We start from the raw sequence: 22267 nt of genomic DNA on the forward strand, positions 1-22267 counted from the left end.
GAAAACGAATTAATTACTGCTGTCGATTTACCTCCATCTTTGAATGTAAAGTCTTATTACTTAAAAGTTAGAGATAGGGCTTCTTATGCTTTTGCTTTAGTTTCAGTTGCAGCAATGCTGGAAATTGAAAATAATTCAATTAAAACGGCACGTTTAGCGATGGGTGGAGTTGCTCATAAACCTTGGAGAGCAACGAATGCAGAAGACATTTTAGTCGGTGCTTCCCCAACTGAGGAAGTATTTAGACAAGCCGCAGAAACTGCATTGCAGGGAGCGCAAGGTTATGAACATAATACTTTCAAAATTGAACTTGCGAAACGGGCAATTGTGCGATCGCTGACGACAGTAGCAGAGTAAAGGGATGGGGAGATGGGGAGATGGGGAGATGGGGAGACAAGGTGACAAGGAGACAAGGAAACAAGGTGAATATAATTATTAACTACTTAACTCCTAACTATTCCCAATGGCCTATGCCCAATCCCCAATGCCCAGCCATTAATCTAAAATCTAAAATCTAAAATCCAAAATTGAAATGACTCAAACAATCGGAAAACCTTTAAATCGCGTTGACGGTAATCTTAAGGTTACTGGTGGCGCACTTTATTCGGCAGAATTTCCTCAAGAAAACCTTGCTTATGCTGTTGCGATCGGTAGCAAAATTGCACGGGGAAAAATCACAAGTATTGATACGAGTGCAGCAGCAAGTTTACCAGGAGTAACAAATGTAATTACTCACGAAAATGCTCCGAAGCTAGAGAAAGTTAAAACATTTAATCAAGGTGGAACGGCAGCAGAAAATTATTTACCACTGCAAGATAATAGTATTTACTATAGTGGACAACATATTGCTGTAGTAGTTGCAGATAGTTTAGAGCAAGCAACTTATGCTGCTACGTTAATTAATATTACCTATGAAGAAGAAAATCCTATCTTAGGAATGGAAAAATACCGAGGAGATGCTTTTGAACCAGACCATATTATGGGAAAACCTCCTAAATCGGTACGAGGAAATCCAGATACTAGTTTGGCACAAGCAGAGGTGAAAATAGAAGCAACTTATACTACTCCCATCGAAACTCATAATCCGATGGAACCTCATGCGACTATTGTTGTATGGGAAGAAAATAAACTAACGGTTTACGATTCTACCCAAAATACTTACGGTACAAAAAGTGCTTTAGCTACAGCTTTCGGTGTTACTGAAGATAACGTGCGTGTTGTATGTAATTTTATTGGCGGTGCTTTTGGCTGTAAAGGTGCAACTTGGTCGAATACTATTTTAGCTGCAATGGCAGCTCGTCAAGTTAACCGTCCGGTAAAGCTGGTTTTAACCCGCGAAGATATGTTTAATGTGGTGGGACATCGTGCACAAACCGAACAAATCGTTAAACTAGGAGCAAAACGCGATGGTAGTTTGACTGCAATTGTCCATTTGGGTATTTCTCAAACCTCGATGTTTGACAATTTTGTTGAAGCTTTCACTACGGCTACACCTTTACTCTATGCTTGTCCTAATTTAGAAGTATCGCAGCGTTTAGTTAAATTAAATAGAAGTACACCAGCTTGGATGCGTGCGCCTGGGGAAAGTCCTGGTACTTTTGCTTTAGAATCAGCAATGGATGAGCTTGCTTACGCTTTGAAAATCGACCCGATTGAATTAAGATTGCGTAACTATGCCGATGTTAACCCTGAAGATAATTTACCTTGGTCGAGTAAGTCTTTGAAGGAATGCTATCAAATCGGTGCAGAAAAGTTCGGTTGGTCAAAACGCAATCCCGAACCCGCTTCGATGCGCGACGGACGTTATTTAATTGGTATGGGTATGGCAACTGCGACATATCCTGTATGGCTTTTCTCCGCTACCGCTAAAGCTAAAATGTTAGCCGATGGTAGCGTTGTGGTGCAAAGTAGCACTCACGATATGGGTGGTGGTACGGCTACCGTAATGGCACAACTGATTGCGGATACTTTGGATTTACCCTTTGAAAAGGTCTGCTTTGAATATGGGGACACTAGACTACCGAAAGCACCTGTCAGTGGTGGTTCGGCGACTGTCGGTACTGTGGGTTCTGCGGTACATGGTGCAGTTAAGGCATTGCAAGCCAAGGTTTTGGAGCTTGCAGGTAAAGATATAAATGATTCTCCTAAAATAGAAGAGTACGCAGAAATACTGAAGAAAAATAATCTTGAACAAGTCGAAGTAGACTATACTTTTCAGCCAGATAAAGACAAAAAGTACTCAAAACACGCTTTCGGCGCTCAATTTGTGGAAGTGCGGATAGATCCTGATTTTGGAGAAGTGCGTATTAACCGTTACACCGGAGCTTTTGCTTGCGGCAAGATATTGAATGAGAAGACAGCGCGATCGCAATTCATGGGGGGTATTATTATGGGTATCGGTATGGCTTTGATGGAAGAAACTTTAGTTGACCCAAGTTTAGGTCGGGTAATGAACGCAAATCTTGGTGAATACCACGTTCCTGTAAATGCAGATATTCCCGATATTGACATTGAAATGATTGAGGAAGTTGATAATCATGTTAATCCGATTGGGACAAAAGGTATCGGTGAAATTGGAATTACAGGTGTTGCTGCTGCGATCGCGAATGCTGTTTATCATGCTACGGGTAAACGGATTCGCGATTTACCAATTACCCCCGATAAGGTGATGTGATTAATAGTAGAGACGTAGCAGTGCTACGTCTCCCTATATTTTAATTTGTAAACGAAAATTTAATCAAGGGATTATTAAACGCAAAGGGACGCTGAGGGAAGCGCAGAGGAACACAGAGAAAATTAATATAATGAAAGAATTAAAAAATATAATTTCAGCTATAGAAGATTTAAAAGCAACTAATGAAACAGCGATCGCAACTTTAGTAAAAGTCAGCGGCTCGACTTACAGAAGTCCCGGTGCGAGAATGTTAATGACTGCTAATAGTAATATTATTGGTGCTATTAGCGGGGGTTGTTTGGAAAGTGATGTTTTTGATAAAGCCCAAGCTGTAATTGAATCTGGAAAACCTCGTGTAATCAAGTACGATACAACCTCCGAAGAAGATATGATTTGGGGTTTAGGGCTTGGTTGTCAGGGGATTGCTTATGTTTTAATTGAGTCTTTGCAGGAGAATAAATTACAGGAAATTGCTTTTATCAAAAAGTGTTTGGATACTCGAAGCTATGGGGCGATCGCTACGATAATTATAGTTGAAGGTGAAGCTAAAACCCAAGTCGGACAGCGTTTATTATTGGGTGAAGATACTATTATTAGTAATTTGACGGATGACAATCTGTTAACGGAAGTTTTAAGCGACACTAAAGCAGCATTGCAAAATAATTCTTCTATTTTAAAAGAGTATCAGTTAGTAACAGGAAAAATCGAAGTTTTTATCGAAGTAATTCAACCACCTCTATCTTTGATCGTATTTGGTGCTGGTTACGATGTCCTACCACTAGTAATTTTCGGTAAACAACTTGGTTGGGATATAACTGTAGTAGATAACCGTCAGCGAGAAGCCAGTAAAAAACGTTTTGAACAAGCCGATAAAATACAGCTTTCTGCTCCCGAAAATGTTTTAGAGCATATTGAAATTACAGAGCGTACCGTTGCTGTAGTTATGAGTCATAATTATTTAGATGATTTAGAAATGCTCCAATTACTGCTACCATCTAATTTAAAATATTTAGGAATACTTGGTCCGAAAAAAAGAACAAATCGCATCCTAGAAGAATTAAAATCAGCAGGAATTACATCGAATGCGAATATTTACAGTCCCGTAGGATTAGATATCGGTGCAGATAACGCTGAAGAAATTGCTCTTTCCATAGTAGCTGAAATCCAAGCCGTAATATCTCAACGTAACGGAGAATTTTTAAAAAATCGTAATGCTCCAATTCATGCTAAGAAAGAATAGAAAACCTCACCCTCTTTCCCTCTCCTTGTTAAGGAGAGGGATGTCCGTTAGGATAGGTAAGATGAACCGTGATAATTGGTAATTGGTAATTAATGGGAAATGTTGGTTTAATAATATTAGCTGCGGGAAAATCAAACCGCATGGGTAAACCAAAACAACTGTTAACTTATCAAGGAAGTAGTTTAATATCTCATGCTGTAAAAACTGGTTTGAATTCTATTTGTAAACCCGTAATAGTAGTATTAGGTGCTTATGTAGAACACATTAAACCACAAATAAATAAATTCCCCGTACAGATAATAGAAAATCCCTATTGGAAAACAGGAATGTCATCTTCAATTCATGCGGGTATTACTGTAATCAAAACGAGTCATCCTAATTTAGATGCTGTAATTATCGCACTTGCAGACCAACCATTAATAAATCAAACGGTTTTTAATCAATTGGTTCAAAGCTATCAAGAAACGCAAAATATCATAATTGCTTCTGCTTACGATGATATTATCGGTGTTCCGGCTTTATTTGATCGCAGTCTTTTTACAGAATTGAATAACCTTGAAGGTGATAAAGGTGCAAAAACCTTGATGCGTAAATATCAAGATGAAATATTAACTATTAACATACCACAAGCAGCTATTGATATTGATACACCAGATGATTATGAGAAGTTGTTGGCTTTTTAAGCAGGTAACATTAGAATTTTACAAAATATTGTAGTGGGAGCATCTTGCTCCCTAATTTATAAATGTTGCTCCCTAGTTTATTTCCTACATCCTCTCTAAAACATCAATTCCTAACAAAAATAACCCCAATTTCAAAGTTCTCGCACTCAAATCGCATAAAGCCAAACGCGATGTTCTCGTTGGTTCTTCCGATTTCAAAACCGGACAGCTTTCAAAGAATTGATTGAACTTTTCACTCAATTGATAAAGGTATTCACATAAACGATTTGGAAGTAATTCCTGCTCAACTTCTGCAATCACTTCATCTAGCTGCAATAGATGTTTTGCTAAAGTAAATTCCGCTTCTTCTTGCAGGTTAATTTTGACATTTTCACCCAAATTTTCATAGTCGATATTACCTTTACGACTAATGCTTTGGGTTCTTGCATAAGCGTAAAGCATATAAGGTGCAGTATTACCTTTGAGCGCGAGCATTTTGTCAAAACTGAATTTATAATTACCTGTCCGATTTTGACTCAAATCAGCATATTTTACCGCACTTATTCCCACCACTTTGGCAACATTAGCAATAAATTCTTCCGTTTCTTCTCTTACTTCTTCCTGTGTTAATCTACTTTTTAAATCCTCGCGAGCGCGAGCAACTGCTTCATCCAATAGATCCCGCAATCTTACTGTATCACCAGAACGAGTTTTAAATTTCTTGCCATCTTCTCCCAATACTAAACCAAAGGTTACGTGAACTATTTCTACATCTTCAGGAATCCAATTAGCACGATTTGCTACTTGAAAAAACCCTGCAAAATGGCTTGCTTGTCCAGCATCGGTAACATAAATTAACCTTTTGGCTTTATCTTGCTGTATGCGGTAGCGTAAAGCTGCTAAATCCGTTGTCGCGTAGTTGTAACCGCCATCGGATTTCTGTACAATCAACGGTAATGGTTCGCCTTCCCTATTTTTAAACCCTTCCAAAAATACTACCTTTGCACCTTGATTTTCTTCCAATAATCCAGCTTGATTTAAATCTTCCACAACCGCTGGTAAAAAAGGATTGTAAAAAGATTCTCCCCTTTCCTCTACCTTAATATCGAGTAAATCGTAAATTATTTGAAATTCTTGCCGCGATTGTTCGCATAGTAACTTCCAAGCGTGGACTGTATCTTCGGCTCCTGCTTGCAATTTTACAACTTCTTGCCGCGCTCGTTCTTGAAAATCTTCATCTTCATCAAACCGCTTTTTAGCTTGCTTGTAAAAATTCACTAAATCTCCAATATCCAAAGCATTAGCAGTAGTTAACGCTGATGGTGAAACTTCCCGCAGATAAGTAATCAACATCCCAAACTGCGTACCCCAATCACCCACATGATTCAACCGCAGTACATCATGTCCGCGAAATTCTAAAATTCTTGCGATCGCATCTCCAATAATTGTAGAACGTAAATGTCCGACGTGCATTTCTTTGGCAATATTCGGACTGGAAAAATCCACAATCTCCCGTTTGGGATGGGAAGACACGGGAACTCCCAATCGGGAATCGGTTTGAATCGAATTTAATTGAGCTTCGAGGTAAGATGAAGTCAGTCGCAAATTGATAAAACCGGGGCCAGCAATTTCCGGAGTTTCGCAGATATCGGAGACATCAAGATGATCTACTACAAGATGCGCGATATCTCTCGGCTTTTGTCCCAACTTCTTCGCTAAACTTAAAGCCATATTTGCTTGATAATCGCCAAATTTAGGGTTTGACGCAGGAACTAAAATTGGGTCAATATCTATGTATTCATCACCGAAAGCCTTACCCAAAGCCTGCTTTAACTTATCTTTTAGCTGTTCCTGTGTAGCGTTCATATATATATATAACTATAAAACTTATACTATACAATACATTACTGCTTCCAGATGCAGTCGTGCCAACAGATTTGATTGTCAGCTTCCGAACTACATCTCAGAAAATATAATACTGCTAGTATTGCTCAACCCAATATTAAGCATATATCTGCGCTATTCATTAACTTGCCAAAGCAAATAAGCTTATGTGCCATTTAGGAATATTTGCTTTTTATTCTCTATTCCTTACGAGTTATATGGCTGAGCCAAGCTGCGCCTAAATAAATAAAAACAAATTCCTAAGTAAGTCGGTACAAATAAAACCAACTATGTAACAAAATGTAAATTTGTCTTAAAGCCTTGACCCTACTCCCTACTCCCTACTCCCTTGTCCCTACTCCCTTGTCCTAATGCCGAACTACTTGTATCTAATTAAGTTTACACAAACACTTATCAAGTTGGATCAAAATGTTTTTTATTTGCATTAATTTCTTACTTATGACAGATATCATTAGTTAAATACCTTTTATACTACTTTTGATAGATGTTAAATATATAGCAATTCGATCTATCTATGGTGTTGCTAAAGTATCGCTTTAGGTTATTCATTTTATCGACTTACTAATTACTTTATTGCTATATAGAGATATATTAAATTTTGGATAGATAAGCTTATTACTTGTTTTGCAAGAAAAAATCCCCATCTTGTTTATAAATTCAAGTAACATTAAATTTAAAGTTTTGATGAAGATAATATGTTTTTTTGAATTATAGGCGGTTTTTTTTATGATAGACTCTTGACAGAACTAACGATAATTTATTAATAGTAAGTGTAGTTCCATATAAAGTCTCAGAGACTACTATTTTCAAGGAAAAAACTGTCTTTGAAACAGTTTCGTGCTAATAGTAAGTTATCAAATACAAAATCCTTATTGACAGGCAAGTTCGGTAAACATCCATTCCGCTTAATCGATAGATGACTCATATTTATGGCTTCAATCCGTAAATATTTGTAAATTTTATCTTTTTTAAGATAATTTAGGTAATTTTGCTTTGGAGTATTTAATAACCAACACTTAAAACAAGAAAAACTACTTGAATTTGTAACATTTTCATCGTGGTGTCTGCATTTTTGGGATGTAAAAAAACATGAAACTGAGTCATAAATAATGGTCATTAATGGCTGGTAATGCTTGATTCCATCCGTTGTTCTAGCTCTTTAGCAATCGATTTTTACCCAGAGTTTGAGTTTTCTTTCTCGTTTAACACCATATAAAACTACTTATTCTCTGGAAGTTATACATCCACAGTAGTTGCAAAAGCATAGAGAGAATGCATACATATCATAAAATAATCGCATACTGCATAATCTCAATAAATAGCACCCATATATAAGTAGGGAACATTAAAATGATAAAGGCTACTAAATATGATTTGCAAAAAGCTAAAAAAAGAAAGGTTCAGCTTATTGTTGATGAAAGTTCATAAAACACAGTTTCAAAGTTTTCAATCTAGCTTTTCCGTAATTAACAAAGCACAATCAAAAATAGCAGTTATTTAAAAATTATGTATTATTTGCATTTGGAGATTAATACATGGAAAGATCTAATAATATCCCATAGGTAAGTTAAAGATTTATTCGTACTAACCCAGGAATAATCCCCCGAAACACTTGCAATGTCAGGGGGAAAAGCTTCCGAGGTTAGCTGCACATCGTAAACAAAATTAGCAAAGATGTAGAACCTTGGCGGGGATTTAACCTACAGCAATGCGTTACCATTCACGGCAGCTTATAAAAATTATGTCACATCAACTCAGTTTTCTACAAGGCTTTGTAGGGTACGGTTCCGTGCAAAGCAACCTATTCACCGCTTTGAAGAGCAACCGGATGCTAAAAAAGATACAGCAATTTTTACGGATAGAAAGCGATATAGGCAGCATAGTTAAACGCCTTCTTGAAATTATATTGTTGGCGGATATAGGTAAATTTCTCAATCAAATTTCTCAAGAATTAAAATTATTTCAGCATAAGTGCCTGTCCCGTAATACTTTGGCGCTTGGGACTAAAAATACTCAATGGAATCAACCGACTACTGATAGACTTAGAATTTCAAACTATCAGTACATTAGGCAATTAAAAAAGTTCGTCACTCAATCTTCGAGCGGCAGCGAGCAAGGTGATATATTTTACTTTTGCAAAGCTATGTGGCAATGTAATTATTGGTTAAAAAAAATACAACTTTTCAAGAAAAAGGTTGCCGAGTGTGAAGAAAAGTTAATTTATGACCTGCAACGCTGGCTTGTTGAACGCAACATTTATCGGTTATCTAAATTTCAGTTAATTAATCATTAAAGTTGTAGAGGTATGGGAATAATGCAGAACGTGTTATCCCAAGAACAGCTATGCAAAAATATCATCGCGACTTTGGGTGAAAGCCTGAGCGACCAGGATATACAAAGCTGCTTGAAGGGAGTAGAAATAATTGAGCCAGAAGTTGCAAAGCTGTTTTGGCAAGGATTAGAAGCAAAACCCGGTATTTATATTGTGCTTGCGGGTCAAGCAAGACTTCTCGATAGTTCGGATAATTTAATTGCAACTGTTAAGAGTGGTGTATCTTTCTCTGAACAGAGTTTATTCAGGGAACAGAATCTTGACTTGAGTGCAAGGGCTTCCAATTCTTTAAAGCTTGCCTTTATCGATGGTGAAGTAATACATGATTTGATGGAGAAATATCCTCAAATTCGAGAGCATCTCTACAGACGTGCGGAATTTTGGGACATATTGCTGCTGTGTCGTCATTCTCAACTATCCCGCTCCGACCCAGAAGAGATGTTTAAAGCTCTGTGTTTATTTGAGCGCTATCATATTGAGCCTGGAGGAAGCACTAATAAACTATTTGAGGATAATCAATTACTAATATTGCGACAGGGGGAACTAAAAAATGACGCAAATCGGACTTTGACTCCAGGGAATATCTATACAGATACCAATGGAAAATGGTCAGTAACACAACCAACGATCGCCTATAGCCTGAAAAGTTCTAACTTGCAATTAGCCTTTGCAGAGTGGGATCAGTTGAAAACGTGGATTAACCCATCAGAGCAAATCTCGCCCCGCGAAGTTCGTCCTCGAAACCGAATTAGTAAAGCATTTCCTAAAGCTGAGGGAGGTGTTAGCGACAGAAAAATTATTCCATTCCCTTCCCCTTCAGCCCAAAAGCAGAAAACAAAACCTTATTTTCCCAGCCCCAAAGTTAAGGCTAAGCATATATGGGAACATCTGAGTAAACAATATCCTTTTTATGCTCAACAAAGCGCTTCCGACTGCGGCTGTGCTTGTTTGGTAATGATTGCCAGACATTGGGGTAAACGGTTGGCTGTGAATCGCGTGCGGGATATTGCCAATGTTAGCCGCAGTGGCGCATCTTTACGAAGTTTAGCAGCAGCAGCCGAAAGTATGGGCTTTGCCAGCAAACCCGTGAAAGCTAGCTTTGATAAGTTGAAGGAACAACCTTTACCGGCAATTGTTCACTGGGAAGGCAAACATTACATTGTTGTCTATGAGATCGATAAAAAACACGTCATAGTTTGCGATCCCGCGATCGGACAACGCAATATTACTCATGCAGAATTTAAAGACAAGTGGAGTGGTTATGCATTGTTATTGCAACCGACACTTGGGTTAAAAGAAGCCAAAGAAGAGACAGGCGGCGTTTGGAGGTTTTATGAATTAATTAAACCCCACTCCTGGGTACTGTTTGAAGTATTCATGGCTTCGATATTGCTGCAAGTATTTGGTTTGATAATGCCGCTATTTACGCAACTGTTATTAGACAAAGTAATTGTCCAAGGTAGCGTATCTACTTTAAATGCCATTGGATTGGGATTGTTAATCTTTGGTTTCTTCAGCATCGCAGTAGATGCCGTGCGGCAATATCTGCTATTTCACACCGCTAACCGCATCAGCGTCGCGATGCTGGTAGGCTTTCTTAAACATACTTTTAGCTTGCCTCTGTCCTATTTTGAATCGCGTTTCGTAGGCGATATAACTTCCCGAATTGAAGAAAATCAGAAAATTCAAAGTTTTTTAACTGGTGAAACACTTTCAATAATTCTCGATCTAATTACGGTAGTTGTTTATCTCGCTGTAATGTTTTGGTACAACGCGCAGATGACATTATTAGTACTGTTAATAGTACCGCCATTTTTTATCTTAGCGTTTGCTAGTACAGGCATTTTAAGGAAAATGTCTAGAGAAATTTTTAATGCTGGTGCCGAACAGGACAGCTATTTAATTCAATCTCTGACAGGTATCCGTTCTGTGCGAAGTATGGCGATCGAGCATACAGTGCGCTGGCACTGGGAAGGATTGTTAAATGATTTAATTAAAAAAAGCTTTCGAGCGCAGATAATTGGTACGAGATTGCAAATTATTAGCGGCAGCATCGATACCATAAGTAGTACAGTATTATTGTGGTATGGCGCATATTTAGTAATTCAGAATCAACTTACCATCGGACAATTGATTGCCTTTAATATGTTGATGGGCAACGTTATCAGTCCTTTTAAGCGGCTTTCAGGAGTATGGAATCAATTCCAAGAAATTATTATTTCTACCGAACGTATTAACGATGTCTTGGAAGCCGAACCAGAAGAAAATTTACTTACATCACCCCGCAAACATATATCTAAACTTCGCGGACATATTCGCTTTGATAACGTTACCTTCCGCTATCACCCAGAAAGCGAAATTAACGTATTAGAGAATCTCAGCTTTGAAATTCTGCCAGAGCAAACGATCGCGGTTGTCGGACGTAGCGGTTCAGGAAAAACAACTCTTTCAAAACTGATGCTGGGTTTATATCCTCCGACAGATGGAAAAGTTTTTGTTGACGGTCAAGATGTATCTAAAGTTTCCTTAAAATCCCTGCGTCGCCAAATCGGGGTAGTAGATCAAAATACCTTCTTATTTGGCGGAACTATCCGAGAAAACATCAGCGTTGCTCATCCAGAAGCTGCTTTAGAAGAAATCGTCGAAGCAGCACGTTTAGCTGGAGCCGATGAATTTATTCAGCAATTACCAATGGGTTACGAAAACGAAATCGGTGAAGGTGGCGGAATGTTATCTGGAGGACAACGCCAACGTCTTGTAATTGCTCGGGCTTTATTAGGTAATCCTCAATTATTAATTTTCGATGAAGCAACCAGTAGTTTGGATGCTGAAACCGAACGCATAATTCAAAACAATTTAAAAACAATTCTTAAAGGACGCACTAGTTTAATCATCGCTCACCGTCTCTCTACAGTACGCAATGCCGATTTAATCCTAGTTTTAGACAAAGGTGTATTGATAGAAAGCGGCACTCATGACGAATTAATCGCCCAAAAAGGTCATTACTACTATCTCAACCAGCAGCAATTAGCACAAGCTGGGTAGAGGAATTAAGAGTTAGGAGTTAGGAGTTAGGAGTTAGGAGTTAGGAGTTAGGAGTTAGTTATTACACCTTTAACCTTTAACCTTTAACCCATGCCCAAGTGATAACTGATAATTGGTAACTGATTATGCCGCACACACATCACAATTCATCATCTCTGGCGAGAAAGGATGAATATCAAGTTTATACTCCACCTCCCTATGAGGAATTTACGGAGGAAAAATCGTCTTCAGAGGTCGTAGAAGATTCTGAAAAACTGCATCACGGTACGGAGGAACTGCTAGATGCTTTACCAAAAGTTTGGAGTCGCTCTTTACTCTATGTTTTTGTTGGTTTTATCGCTGTTGCAATACCTTGGTCAATGGTTTCTACAGTTGATGAAACTGGTAGCGCGATCGGACGGATAGAACCATTCGGAGCAATCCGCAAATTAGATAGTATTGCTGGTGGTAGTGTTACTGCTGTGAAAGTCAAAGAAGGAGATCGAGTCAGAGCCGGACAAATTCTTTTGGAACTAGATAACGATACAGTTAAACCTGAATTAGAACGGACAAAAGAAAAATTGGCGGGTTCAAAAAATCAGGTGTCGCAATTAGAACTGCTCAAAAAGCAAATAGAGTTGACGATTAACACTCAAGAGCAACAAAACCAGTCTCAAGCCTTGGAAAAGAAAGCCCAGGTTAATCAAGCGATTCAGAATCTAAACGCGAAACAAAGTACTTATAATCTACAAAAATTAGAGAAACAAGCATTAGTCAATCAAGCTAAGCAACAGATTGAAACAAATATTAACGAACGCAAATCGGCACAGGCTCGTTTAGATATAGATAAAAACCAAGTGGAACGTTATAGCAAACTTTTAACAGATGGTGCAGTCTCTGCTGCTCAAATTGACAGTCTTAGAAAAGAACAGCAAGAAAGCAAACGAGTTTACCAGAAAACTGAGTCGGACATTAAGCAAGCTCAATTGAGTTTAGTTGAAGAAACAAATCGCTATCAGACGACAATGAATCAGTTGGAATCTGATATTGAACAAGCCAAACTGCAACTAGCCGAGCAGAATAGTGGTTATCAAAGCGCAGTTAATGCTGGAAAACTCGCTCTGTTAAAGACAACCGAGCAAATTAAAGATTTGCAAAGACAGATAAATTTAACAAAATCGGAAATTGCTCAAACCAAAAGCGATATTACTTCCTTAAATATTCAAATGCAGCAGCGAATAGTGCGATCGCCAATTGATGGAGTTGTGTTTGAGTTACCCGTATCCAAGCCGGGAGAAGTGTTACAACCCGGACAAAGAATCGCCAGAATTGCGCCTAAAGATAGCGGTTTTGTTCTTAGAGCTACGATGCCAGTCAAAGAAACTGGTTTTTTAAAAACGGGAATGCCAGTAAAAGTTAAATTTGATGCTTATCCTTTCCAAGAGTATGGAATTGTACCGGGGAAAGTCAGTTGGATTTCTCCAGACTCGAAAGCTGAACAAGCAACCCCAGGTAGTCCAGAAATTTATGAATTAAGAATCACGCTTAATAAACCCTATATCGAAAATGGCGATCGACGTATTCCCTTAACTGCTGGGCAGACAGCGCAGGCTGAAGTGATTGTTCGTCAGCGACGTGCGATCGATTTTCTTTTAGATCCATTTAAGAAATTGCAAAAAGGAGGATTGGAGCTATGAAGAGAGGGGGGGAGAGAGGGAGATGGGGAGATGGGGAGATGGGGAGATGGGGAGATGGGGAGCAAGATGCGAACACTACTAATTGTTTTATAACTTTCAATGCCCAATGCCCAATTACCAATTACCAATTACCAATTACCACCAACTATTTATGTCAAATGTTTTATCTATATCACCTACAGAGGTGATTCATTACCTGAAAATATCTTGTCAAATTCCTAATGTTATCGAGGAGATAGCGACTCGAAAAATTATTGCTGATGCTGCGAAGGAAATAGGTATCACCGTCGAGGAGGAAGAGTTACAGCAAGAAGGAGACAGGCTGAGGTTTGCGAAAAAACTAGTCAAAGCTACAGACACTTTCGCTTGGTTGAAAGCTCATCATGTTTCTATTAATGAGTTTGAGGAATTAGTCTACAACACCGTACTTTCTAAAAAAGTGTCTCATCACCTATTTAGCGATCAAGTCGAATCTTTCTTTTATAAAAATCAACTCGATTTTGTCGCAGCAGTTACCTATGAAGTCGTTTTCGATAATTATGACTTGGCTCTAGAACTGTTTTACGGGCTGCAAGAAAATGAACTGACTTTTCCGGAAATTGCTCGCGAATATATTCCAATTCCAGAATTGCGTCGTGCTGGTGGATATCAAGGAATTCGACATCGTAAAGATTTTCGTCCAGAAATAGCAAGTCGTGTATTTGCTGCTACTCCACCGGAAGTTATTAAGCCAATTATTACTCCTAAAGGTGTTTATCTCATCTGGGTTGAAGAAATTATTCAACCTGAATTGAATGAGCAATTACGGGAGCAGATAATTACAGATTTATTCAACGGTTGGTTACAACACCAAATTCAACAAATGCAGATTGTAACTTCATTTGATGGCAATATTGAAAATCAAACCTCACCAAATTTATTAAAGCAGGCATAAGGAGGTCATTAAGTACAATTTGGTTCAATCAAGTGGTAGTGCATTCAGGCTCTCAAGCCGTTTTTAGTATATAGGTGCTTTGCCTTTATTTAAAAATTTGTCGTCTATTTTAAAAAAATATTTCCTAAATTAGGAATTATATTTGTCTAGACAAAAAATATTTTTTGTCTGATTAATGCTGCTTACAATTAATATTAAAATTAGCCTTTTACATAAGCAAAAATAGAATTTTATTTGAAGCAAATATAAGAGATTGCTATCATTGAAAAAGTAAAAACCCTTGTTTTTTGAAAGCATAAGATATATAGTTATAAATGTAAGCAACAGAAAAAAAGCTGCTTACCTCAATTCCCAGAAAAAATAAATTCCCAGGAGAATCTCATGAATATTTTAGATTTAAACCAATTAGAAACCGTTCAAGGAACTGAAGTTGTTGGTGGTGGTTATGACTACAAGCCTTCTTACAAAAAGCCTACTATTAATGTAGCTGTTGCTAAGGCCGACGCAGCTGCTTTTGGTGAAAATACCCTTACTATTACCAAATCAGATGCTTTTGTAGACAGTGGCTTTGCTTCAATTTCTAGTTCTAAATCTGTCGCTGTTACTGTAGATTTGAAGAAAGGAAAAGGAAAGTATTAATAATTCGACTTAAATTTTCATTGGCTCCCATTCATTACATTTGATAGGAGATATTTTATAAAGCTCATTCGACTATTTTAGTTGAAGTGTATGAGCTTTATGATGTGAAAATTCGAGAAGTCACAAATATCACTGAAAACTTATAATCGGTTTTCAGTGATATCAAAATCTCAACGGCAGGTCTTATGAACAGATTAAACATCGCCGACCTCAGCTTTTGTGATACAGAAATTAATGATAGCGAAAAAGTAAAAGGGGGAATGTTATATGATTCCCTAGAACTTTACTATGGCTATCTTGCCAATTTTTCTTTTCCTATTGCAAAATCAGACTTGAAACTTGTTGAACAATCTTTAGCTAAAGGTGGTTATAAAACAAGCTATTACTATGATGAGAAATCAGGTGATATTGCAATTTTGGCATCTAAAGGAAATGGTAAATCTTTTTCTAGCAACACAATAAGCTATCTTTCTAACGGCGAAAGAAGCAGTTCTTTTGAATTCGCTAGCACTTAAAGTTCCTGAAATGCAAGTCTCTGAAATGTCCATTGCTTGATTGTAATTTAATCAGCTATTAAAAAGATTTTAGACAAGGCTTTTGGATAGCTGATTTGATAACTTGCAACAATCTCAACTAGTTTGAGTAAATTGCTACTTCAGACTTGATGAGAATGATGCAAGTTATCATTATTATTTTTTACAAACAATATATAGGTCAGGTAGCCATGACTAATTATCGAGTTGTTAATAAATGGATTGTATCGCCTGATGGTACAGTGGTTTGCCAAGCGAAAAGTGTAGCTTCATCTGCTGGCGATTATACACAAACCAGTCAATACGTTTCAGTTGATATGTCTTCTGATGGTTGCAGTAGTTCTTCATCATCTAGCTCTTCGAGTCGTGCAGTATCTAGAGGTGACAGCAATTAGTAGGATGGTGCGGCTTTGTTGCGCTAACGGCACCCTACTATATATTTGATTTAATCGTTTATTTGCGTCTGCGGCGTTTAATCATAACTCCAATAACACCACTAGATAGCAGCAAAGCTAAATTAGCTGAAGGCTCAGGGGCTTTCACCAAAACTCTGTTTCGTTTAAATTCAATTAATGCCAAATTTGTTTGATTGGCAAAATTACGATTGAATGAACCTGCGACAGAAGCTTGTAAAGATTCTTTTAATCCACCAATATTAGGATTAACAGATTGCTGGTTTAAATTAACATTACTGCTTGCTTCCAATCCAACAAAATCATTATCGCCTTCCGTATTTAAGTTTCCGGCAATATTAAAAAAATCTAATACAGAGTTATTATCAACATCCAATAAAAAGAAAAATATATCTCCACTTGCTCTAGCATTTTCTGCTGAGGGATTATCAATAGATGTTGCTAACTTTAAATCCGCTGTAAAATCAAAGGAAAAACTCGTACCTGCTTTGATGTCAAAATTACCTATAATTTTAGATTGACTGTCTGCAAAAGCTAAATAAGCTTGATTTTCACCAAAGGCTTCACTCAAATTTGAATTAGACGCAAATGCTGGAGATTGTAAAAAAATCGCATTTGCTTCGGCTGTTGCTTGTGCAATTCCACTTTCACCAAAAACCAGAGCGTTAGTATCTGTAAAAGTCCCAACACTAGAAGAAGTTTGGCTAAAATTTTTAAACTCTAATTCTGAGCTAGAAGAAGCAAAGGTAGCGGCTCTACTGGGAGAAATACTTAAAACGGAAGTAGCTAAGATTGGAGCAGCAATTAGAAAAAACTTTTGCATCAATTTGTTTTTTTTGTTCATACTAATTCTTTAAAAAAAATGCATGATAAATTTAGCTGACTCACGAGCATTAGCATTCATCAATTTCTCTCAAAAGAAAATTATGCAAAATGCTGTGTAGTCAATGAATAGACAAGATGTTGCTTCCGTAAAATTACTTTTTTACAGAAATAATAATTACAAGCCTGTTGTGTTTCAGACTTCGAGCGAAACACCCAATAGTTTATATAAAACTACTTAAGTACCAATACTAAAGTATAAAATAGGTCATTAAGTAAAGTTACTATGAATACATTATAAAATTATATTTCTCAGTATATACCAATATCTAGAAAATCAAAGCCAGTTAACTAGTTAGAGCTATTAAAGAATCAAAAAAAAACCCTTGCTTACTTTTAAGTCAAGGGGTTTGAATTATTTAATTGAGAAATGTCCATGCTTGGTTAAATTTTGACAAAGCGGATATAGATTTATGATGAATTGCTCTGAAATACTTGATTCATCCGTTTTGTCTGCACATAATTTAATCTATTTAGAAAAATAAATTATATTCTTTTTAAAATATTTATTTAATTTTCTAAAGATATAGTGCCTATAAAAAATGCAAGTTTAAAGCTAGTGTCCTAGTAGAGATTTGACAATACATTCGTATTGTAATTTAGACAAGATTTAATTAATTTCAAATGCTGTAGTTTTGTTGTTAACTATTATTTCTGGTATCCGTAATCATAACCAGAATCATAGGACAAGTCATATTTAGTTCCTGTCTTAGCTACGGCACTACCTGCAAAGAAGTCACTTCCATAAGTTGGAGATACACTTGCACCAGTTGCAGTTTTAGTAGAAGTACTATCACCAACAGCTACTGCTACTACATTGGCATTTGCATATCCTGGTTTAGCTTTGGCACTTCCTTTTACATAGGTTTTAGGATTACCTCCGATAACTTGATTGCCAAATACTACTTCGCAAGTTTCTAAGTCATTAATATTCATGGAATTTCTCAACCTAAATTCATTCTTGTTCAATTAACATGATAATTTTACCAAAAAAGATAGAATTAAAGCAACTAAAAATATGAACTATATTAGGTATTTTTGTTTATAATAAATAACTCTTATGCTTCAATAGTAAAAATAATTAATAATTAAATATAAAAGATATTAAAATTAATACTTTTTGTGCATAATTTTGAATACACCTGATTTATGATTCTGTTGATTTGAGTCTATAAAATCAAGTTAAAAATAATTATTGTAGATATATATACAATAATATGAATTTAGGCTTTTTATTATTTGATGCATAAAAAAACATCTAATGCAATTAAGTGATATATATTACTTAGTATATAGTATTATTTAGGGTAAGTTAAAATCTTTTTTATAGTATATATACTTATCCTTAGTGGATAAAATATAAGTAAAAATTCGCGATTTACTGTTTACTTAGGAAGACTAAATATATTTTTTATACTAATGGTAATTACGCAATTGTCATAAGGTCTTAGTTGGTGCGTGACAGGAAAACCTTATTATTACGTTAATCAAGCGAACTGTCACAGCAACGGCAATAAAACCCGAAGTGTATCTACACCGCTTTTTGCCTCCCCTACGAGCAAAATGTGCCAGTTACGGCCATTCCTAACTAATACTCAGTAGTTTCACCACTTCAACAATGAATTAAGCATTTTAAACATTGACTACTATACAAAATATGGATATGGGGAAAGCCACATTCATCGTAGGGGTTTAGCAGTGCTAAACCCCTACATATGACTATATACTCATAAACTATCAAAGGCTGAAATGATTTATTTTTGTGAACGCATACCATAATTAATTTGTATAGTGCGTAAGTCCTATTACATATAAAAAACCCCAGTTGATTAAACCGGGGCTATATACTTACTTAAGAAAACTATTATTAGTTACTAGCTTGAGGTTTCGGCGTACCAGGAATGGTAATATCGATAGGTGTTACCTGCGATGCAAGTTGTGTCAGTGGTGGATTAATCGCGGTTTGATTTCCCACTACTAGAAAAACAAGATTTTCTGGTTTAAGATGTTCTTTGGCAACTCGCTGTACATCTGCTACTGTGGTATTTTCCACCTCTTTTTGATAGGTAAACAAGAAATCTTTGGGATAACCATAATATTCGTAACGCATTAAACGCGATAAAGTTTGAGCGGGGTCTTGGAAATTGAACACAAAGGAATTCAAAGTAGACTCTTTAGCAAAAGCTAACTCTTGAGGTGTTACAGGTCGTGTTTGAATCCGCTTGATTTCTTCCTGAATAGCTTTGACAAACTGTACCGTAGCATCACTACGTGTTTGTCCTCCGGCAATAAACATTCCCGGATAGTCGTAACGAGGACTCCAGTAACCGTATACTGAATATGCTATACCTTGACGCGATCGCACTTCATTAAACAATCTGCCACCGAATCCGTTCAATATCCCATTCATTACGTCTAATTCGGGATAGTCAGGGCTAGCAAGTTTACCACCGATATGTCCGATTAGGACGTTACTCTGGGTTAACTGTGGCTGGTTGACAAAAAAGACTCCACCTGTTTTAGCTTGCGAAACTTCTGGTAATTGGGGTTTCTTGAACTTAGGATTAGCTTTCCATTTACCAAATGTTTGCTTAATTAGAGATTTCATTTTTGCAGAATCAAAATCCCCTTCAATTCCCAAAATCATATTGTTGGGATAATAATACTGCTGATAGAATTTTACCAAATCATCGCGAGTAATATTATTCAGCGATGCATATTCAGGGATACGAGCGTAAGGACTATTTTCACCGTAAATCAGTTTTTTGAATTCCCGTTGGGCAATTTCATCAGGACTATCATTACGACGAGCAATACCACCCTTCATCTGGGTTTTTGCTAACTCTAACTGATCTTCAACAAATGCAGGTTGCTGTAATACTTCAGCAAACAACCCAAAAACTGTATCCAAATCTTCGCTAAGTGCTTCAAAACCAGCACTACCAGAAGTATCCCCAATACCAGTTTCTACCGAAGCCGCTCGTTGTTCCAACATTTGATTGAGTTGATCGGGAGAATGTTGCAAAGTTCCCCCAGTCCGCATCACTCCACCCGTTAACTCAGCCAAACCAACTTCATTACCAGGTTCTAAGCGAGAGCCAGTATTAATTAAAGCACTACCATTAACCAACGGCAATTCATGGTTTTCCATTAAATAAACTATCATGCCGTTTTCAAGTTGGTACCGTTCATATTTGGGTAACTTAATTTCCCCAACCGGCTTGAATTGCAAATCCGTGTAGTGTTTCGGCGTATATTTAGTTTGTGGATTAGTTTGTGGATTAGTTCGTGGATTAGTTCGTGGAGTTACTTGCTGAGCGATCGCACTCGAAAAGTCAAAACTTACCAGGACAAAAGCCAAACAAATCAGTAACGAGTAAAGCAATCTTTTCACTTTCTTTTTGTGCCTTTTTCTTTTAATCTTCATTTTGTCGGGAATTGGGAATTGGGAATGGGTAATGGGTAATTGGTAATTGGGAATTGGTAATTGGGTAAGAGGGAGAAAATAACTCATAACTCATAACTCCTCACTCCTAACTCCTAACTCCTTAAGGTTTTTTCGATAGCAACTTACCAACGGTGCGATTTTCCGACACAAATGTCTCTTTCGCTACACGCATCACATCTTGTGCGGTTACGGCTTCAATTTTTTCTAATTGTGCAAATAAGTTCTTCCAAGAACCAGTTTTGACTTCATATTCTAATAACTGTTGTGCCATACCCATATTAGAATCGAGGGAACGCAACAATCCCGCACGAGCATTAGTTTTGACTCGTTCCAATTCTTGAGCAGAAACTGGCTGTGTTTTCAAAGCTTCAATTTGTTCTCGCAGCGCTGTAGCGACTTCATCAACGGTATGTCCGGGTGCAGTTAAAGCGTAGAACAACATCAAATTCGGATATTTATCTCCGGGAAATCCACTAAATCCTTGGGCGGCAAGTGCTAATTGCTGCTTTTCTACTAAAGACTTATATAACCGCGAAGTCCGACCATCGCTGAGCAAACCAGTGATAATATCATAAACTGCGTTATCTGGATGATTAAGATTAGGACGGTGATAACCTTCTAAATACCAAGGTTGAGAAGGTAAACTTAAAGTAAATTCTCGTTGTTGAGTTTGCTTGGGTTCGGTGGGAAGCTTTTGCTGTGGTTTGGGTTTGGCTGCATAACGTCCGAAATAAGCTGCCGCCATTTTTTTGACTTCAGTTGGGTTGACATCTCCAACCACAGCAACGGTAAGATTGCTCGGTACATAATGAGTATCGAAAAACTGCTGTACATCTTCTGTGGTTAAATTGCGGATATCTTTGTCATAACCAATCACCGGACGTTTGTAAGGGTGCTGTTGAAAAGCAGTGTCGTTAAACTTTTCAATCATTTGTCCGATAGGTGAATTATCTACCCGCAGTCGTCTTTCCTCTAAAATTACGTCTTTTTCTTTGTAAAATTCCCGTCTTAATACGGGATTGAGAAAACGTTCCGACTCCAAAGACATCCACAGTTCTAATTTATTCGCAGGAAAACTGTAAAAATATTTAGTAGCTTCTGAAGAAGTTGTGGCATTTAAACCGACTCCTCCGGCTTGTTCGACAATTCTACCTAACTCATTTTGGTTAACAACTCTGGTAACTTGCGCTTCTATTTTTTGAAAGCTAGCCTGTAGCTGAGCAACTTTGTCTTTTTGTCCGGCTGCTTGTGCTTGTTGAATTTGGGCTGCTAATTTATCTAATTTATCTAGCAACACCTTTTCTTTGGCGTAATTTTTAGTACCAATTTTCTCAGTACCTTTAAAAGCCAAATGCTCTAAAAAGTGAGCAACACCAGTCTTGCCAACAGGTTCATCGACACCACCGACATCAGCATAAGTAACAAAAGAAACTACAGGTGCTTGAGGTCGTCGTAAAACAATGAACTTCATGCCATTATCTAATTTGAACTCCGTTAAATTTTCCACAACCCGATCTAAATAAGGTTGAATGGAAGTTTCATTAGATGGAGATGGAGATGGAGTTGGAGTTGGGGTTTGAGCAAATGCGACTCCTGGTACAAACTCCCAACAGAAAACTAATGCTAAAAGTAGTGCGACTAGCCGACGTGAGAAATTTCCCATAATTGTCCTTTTATATGGAGTAATTTTCGAGAATTGAATATTGTAGCGTTTATGGTTTGTAAAAGCTTTGAACTTTCTTGCATTGGAGAATCAATCTATTTTTTGAGTTACAAAATACATCTAAATTCTTCAGGCATTAATCTTATATTAAGGATTTGGTGCAACTTGTACTTAACGTTAGACAATAATGCTACAAACGCAGTTCCAGCGAACTCACTATA

At 37.2% G+C, this 22267-nt stretch carries 16 protein-coding genes; 11 read left to right on the forward strand and 5 right to left on the reverse strand.

All coding sequences use genetic code 11. The annotated features are described in order from the left end of the window. The 4 genes from VB797_RS26265 to VB797_RS26280 form a co-directional block, all read left to right on the forward strand. The coding region (locus VB797_RS26265) for an FAD binding domain-containing protein (RefSeq protein WP_416350936.1) at window positions 1-357 on the forward strand (357 nt) is incomplete at its 5' end. 175 nt (window positions 358-532) lie between these two features. Next, window positions 533-2674, forward strand: a complete 2142-nt coding sequence (locus tag VB797_RS26270) for a xanthine dehydrogenase family protein molybdopterin-binding subunit (RefSeq protein WP_323240710.1) — start codon at window positions 533-535, stop codon at window positions 2672-2674. Window positions 2675-2804: 130 nt separating this feature from the next. Beyond that, the gene (locus VB797_RS26275; RefSeq protein ID WP_323240711.1) at window positions 2805-3914 is read left to right on the forward strand and encodes an XdhC family protein; all 1110 of its coding nucleotides are present in this window, start codon (window positions 2805-2807) and stop codon (window positions 3912-3914) included. 92 nt (window positions 3915-4006) lie between these two features. After that, window positions 4007-4597 (forward strand): nucleotidyltransferase family protein, encoded by a 591-nt coding sequence (locus VB797_RS26280; RefSeq protein WP_323240712.1) that lies wholly within the window; start codon window positions 4007-4009, stop codon window positions 4595-4597. An 84-nt stretch (window positions 4598-4681) separates the two neighbouring features. On the opposite strand, the gene argS is transcribed toward VB797_RS26280, so the two are convergent. Then, complete coding sequence (argS, locus tag VB797_RS26285; RefSeq protein WP_323240713.1) at window positions 4682-6442, reverse strand: arginine--tRNA ligase; 1761 nt, start codon at window positions 6440-6442, stop codon at window positions 4682-4684. A 1780-nt stretch (window positions 6443-8222) separates the two neighbouring features. Here argS and VB797_RS26290 point away from each other — a divergent pair. From VB797_RS26290 to VB797_RS26320, 7 genes are all read left to right on the forward strand, one after another. Continuing rightward, a complete protein-coding gene (locus VB797_RS26290) occupies window positions 8223-8774 on the forward strand; it encodes a hypothetical protein (protein ID WP_323240714.1) in 552 nt (183 codons plus the stop codon). Between the two features lie 21 nt (window positions 8775-8795). Continuing rightward, window positions 8796-11858: a peptidase domain-containing ABC transporter gene (locus tag VB797_RS26295; protein ID WP_323240715.1), complete on the forward strand. Its 3063-nt coding sequence runs from the start codon at window positions 8796-8798 to the stop codon at window positions 11856-11858. Window positions 11859-11983: 125 nt separating this feature from the next. Beyond that, the gene (locus VB797_RS26300; RefSeq protein ID WP_323240716.1) at window positions 11984-13534 is read left to right on the forward strand and encodes an HlyD family efflux transporter periplasmic adaptor subunit; all 1551 of its coding nucleotides are present in this window, start codon (window positions 11984-11986) and stop codon (window positions 13532-13534) included. Window positions 13535-13685: 151 nt separating this feature from the next. Next, window positions 13686-14468 (forward strand): peptidylprolyl isomerase, encoded by a 783-nt coding sequence (locus VB797_RS26305; RefSeq protein ID WP_323240750.1) that lies wholly within the window; start codon window positions 13686-13688, stop codon window positions 14466-14468. A gap of 381 nt (window positions 14469-14849) precedes the next feature. Then, the gene (locus VB797_RS26310) at window positions 14850-15107 is read left to right on the forward strand and encodes a hypothetical protein (RefSeq protein ID WP_323240717.1); all 258 of its coding nucleotides are present in this window, start codon (window positions 14850-14852) and stop codon (window positions 15105-15107) included. A 185-nt stretch (window positions 15108-15292) separates the two neighbouring features. Further along, complete coding sequence (locus VB797_RS26315) at window positions 15293-15622, forward strand: hypothetical protein (protein ID WP_323240718.1); 330 nt, start codon at window positions 15293-15295, stop codon at window positions 15620-15622. 155 nt (window positions 15623-15777) lie between these two features. Beyond that, window positions 15778-16035: a hypothetical protein gene (locus VB797_RS26320; protein ID WP_323240719.1), complete on the forward strand. Its 258-nt coding sequence runs from the start codon at window positions 15778-15780 to the stop codon at window positions 16033-16035. A gap of 58 nt (window positions 16036-16093) precedes the next feature. Here the strand turns inward: VB797_RS26320 and VB797_RS26325 are convergent, their stop codons facing one another. The 4 genes from VB797_RS26325 to VB797_RS26340 form a co-directional block, all read right to left on the reverse strand. Further along, window positions 16094-16897 carry a hypothetical protein gene (locus VB797_RS26325; RefSeq protein WP_323240720.1) on the reverse strand — a complete coding sequence of 268 codons (804 nt, stop codon included), beginning with the start codon at window positions 16895-16897 and terminating at the stop codon, window positions 16094-16096. Between the two features lie 686 nt (window positions 16898-17583). After that, window positions 17584-17871 carry a hypothetical protein gene (locus tag VB797_RS26330; RefSeq protein ID WP_323240721.1) on the reverse strand — a complete coding sequence of 96 codons (288 nt, stop codon included), beginning with the start codon at window positions 17869-17871 and terminating at the stop codon, window positions 17584-17586. Window positions 17872-18802: 931 nt separating this feature from the next. After that, window positions 18803-20362, reverse strand: a complete 1560-nt coding sequence (locus tag VB797_RS26335) for a pitrilysin family protein (RefSeq protein WP_323240751.1) — start codon at window positions 20360-20362, stop codon at window positions 18803-18805. A gap of 121 nt (window positions 20363-20483) precedes the next feature. Beyond that, entirely contained in the window at window positions 20484-22046 is a 1563-nt protein-coding gene (locus VB797_RS26340; protein WP_323240722.1) for a pitrilysin family protein, read from the reverse strand. Window positions 22047-22267 lie beyond the last annotated feature (221 nt).

The sequence above is a fragment of the Rivularia sp. UHCC 0363 genome (genome assembly GCF_034931125.1).
Lineage (GTDB): Bacteria > Cyanobacteriota > Cyanobacteriia > Cyanobacteriales > Nostocaceae > Rivularia.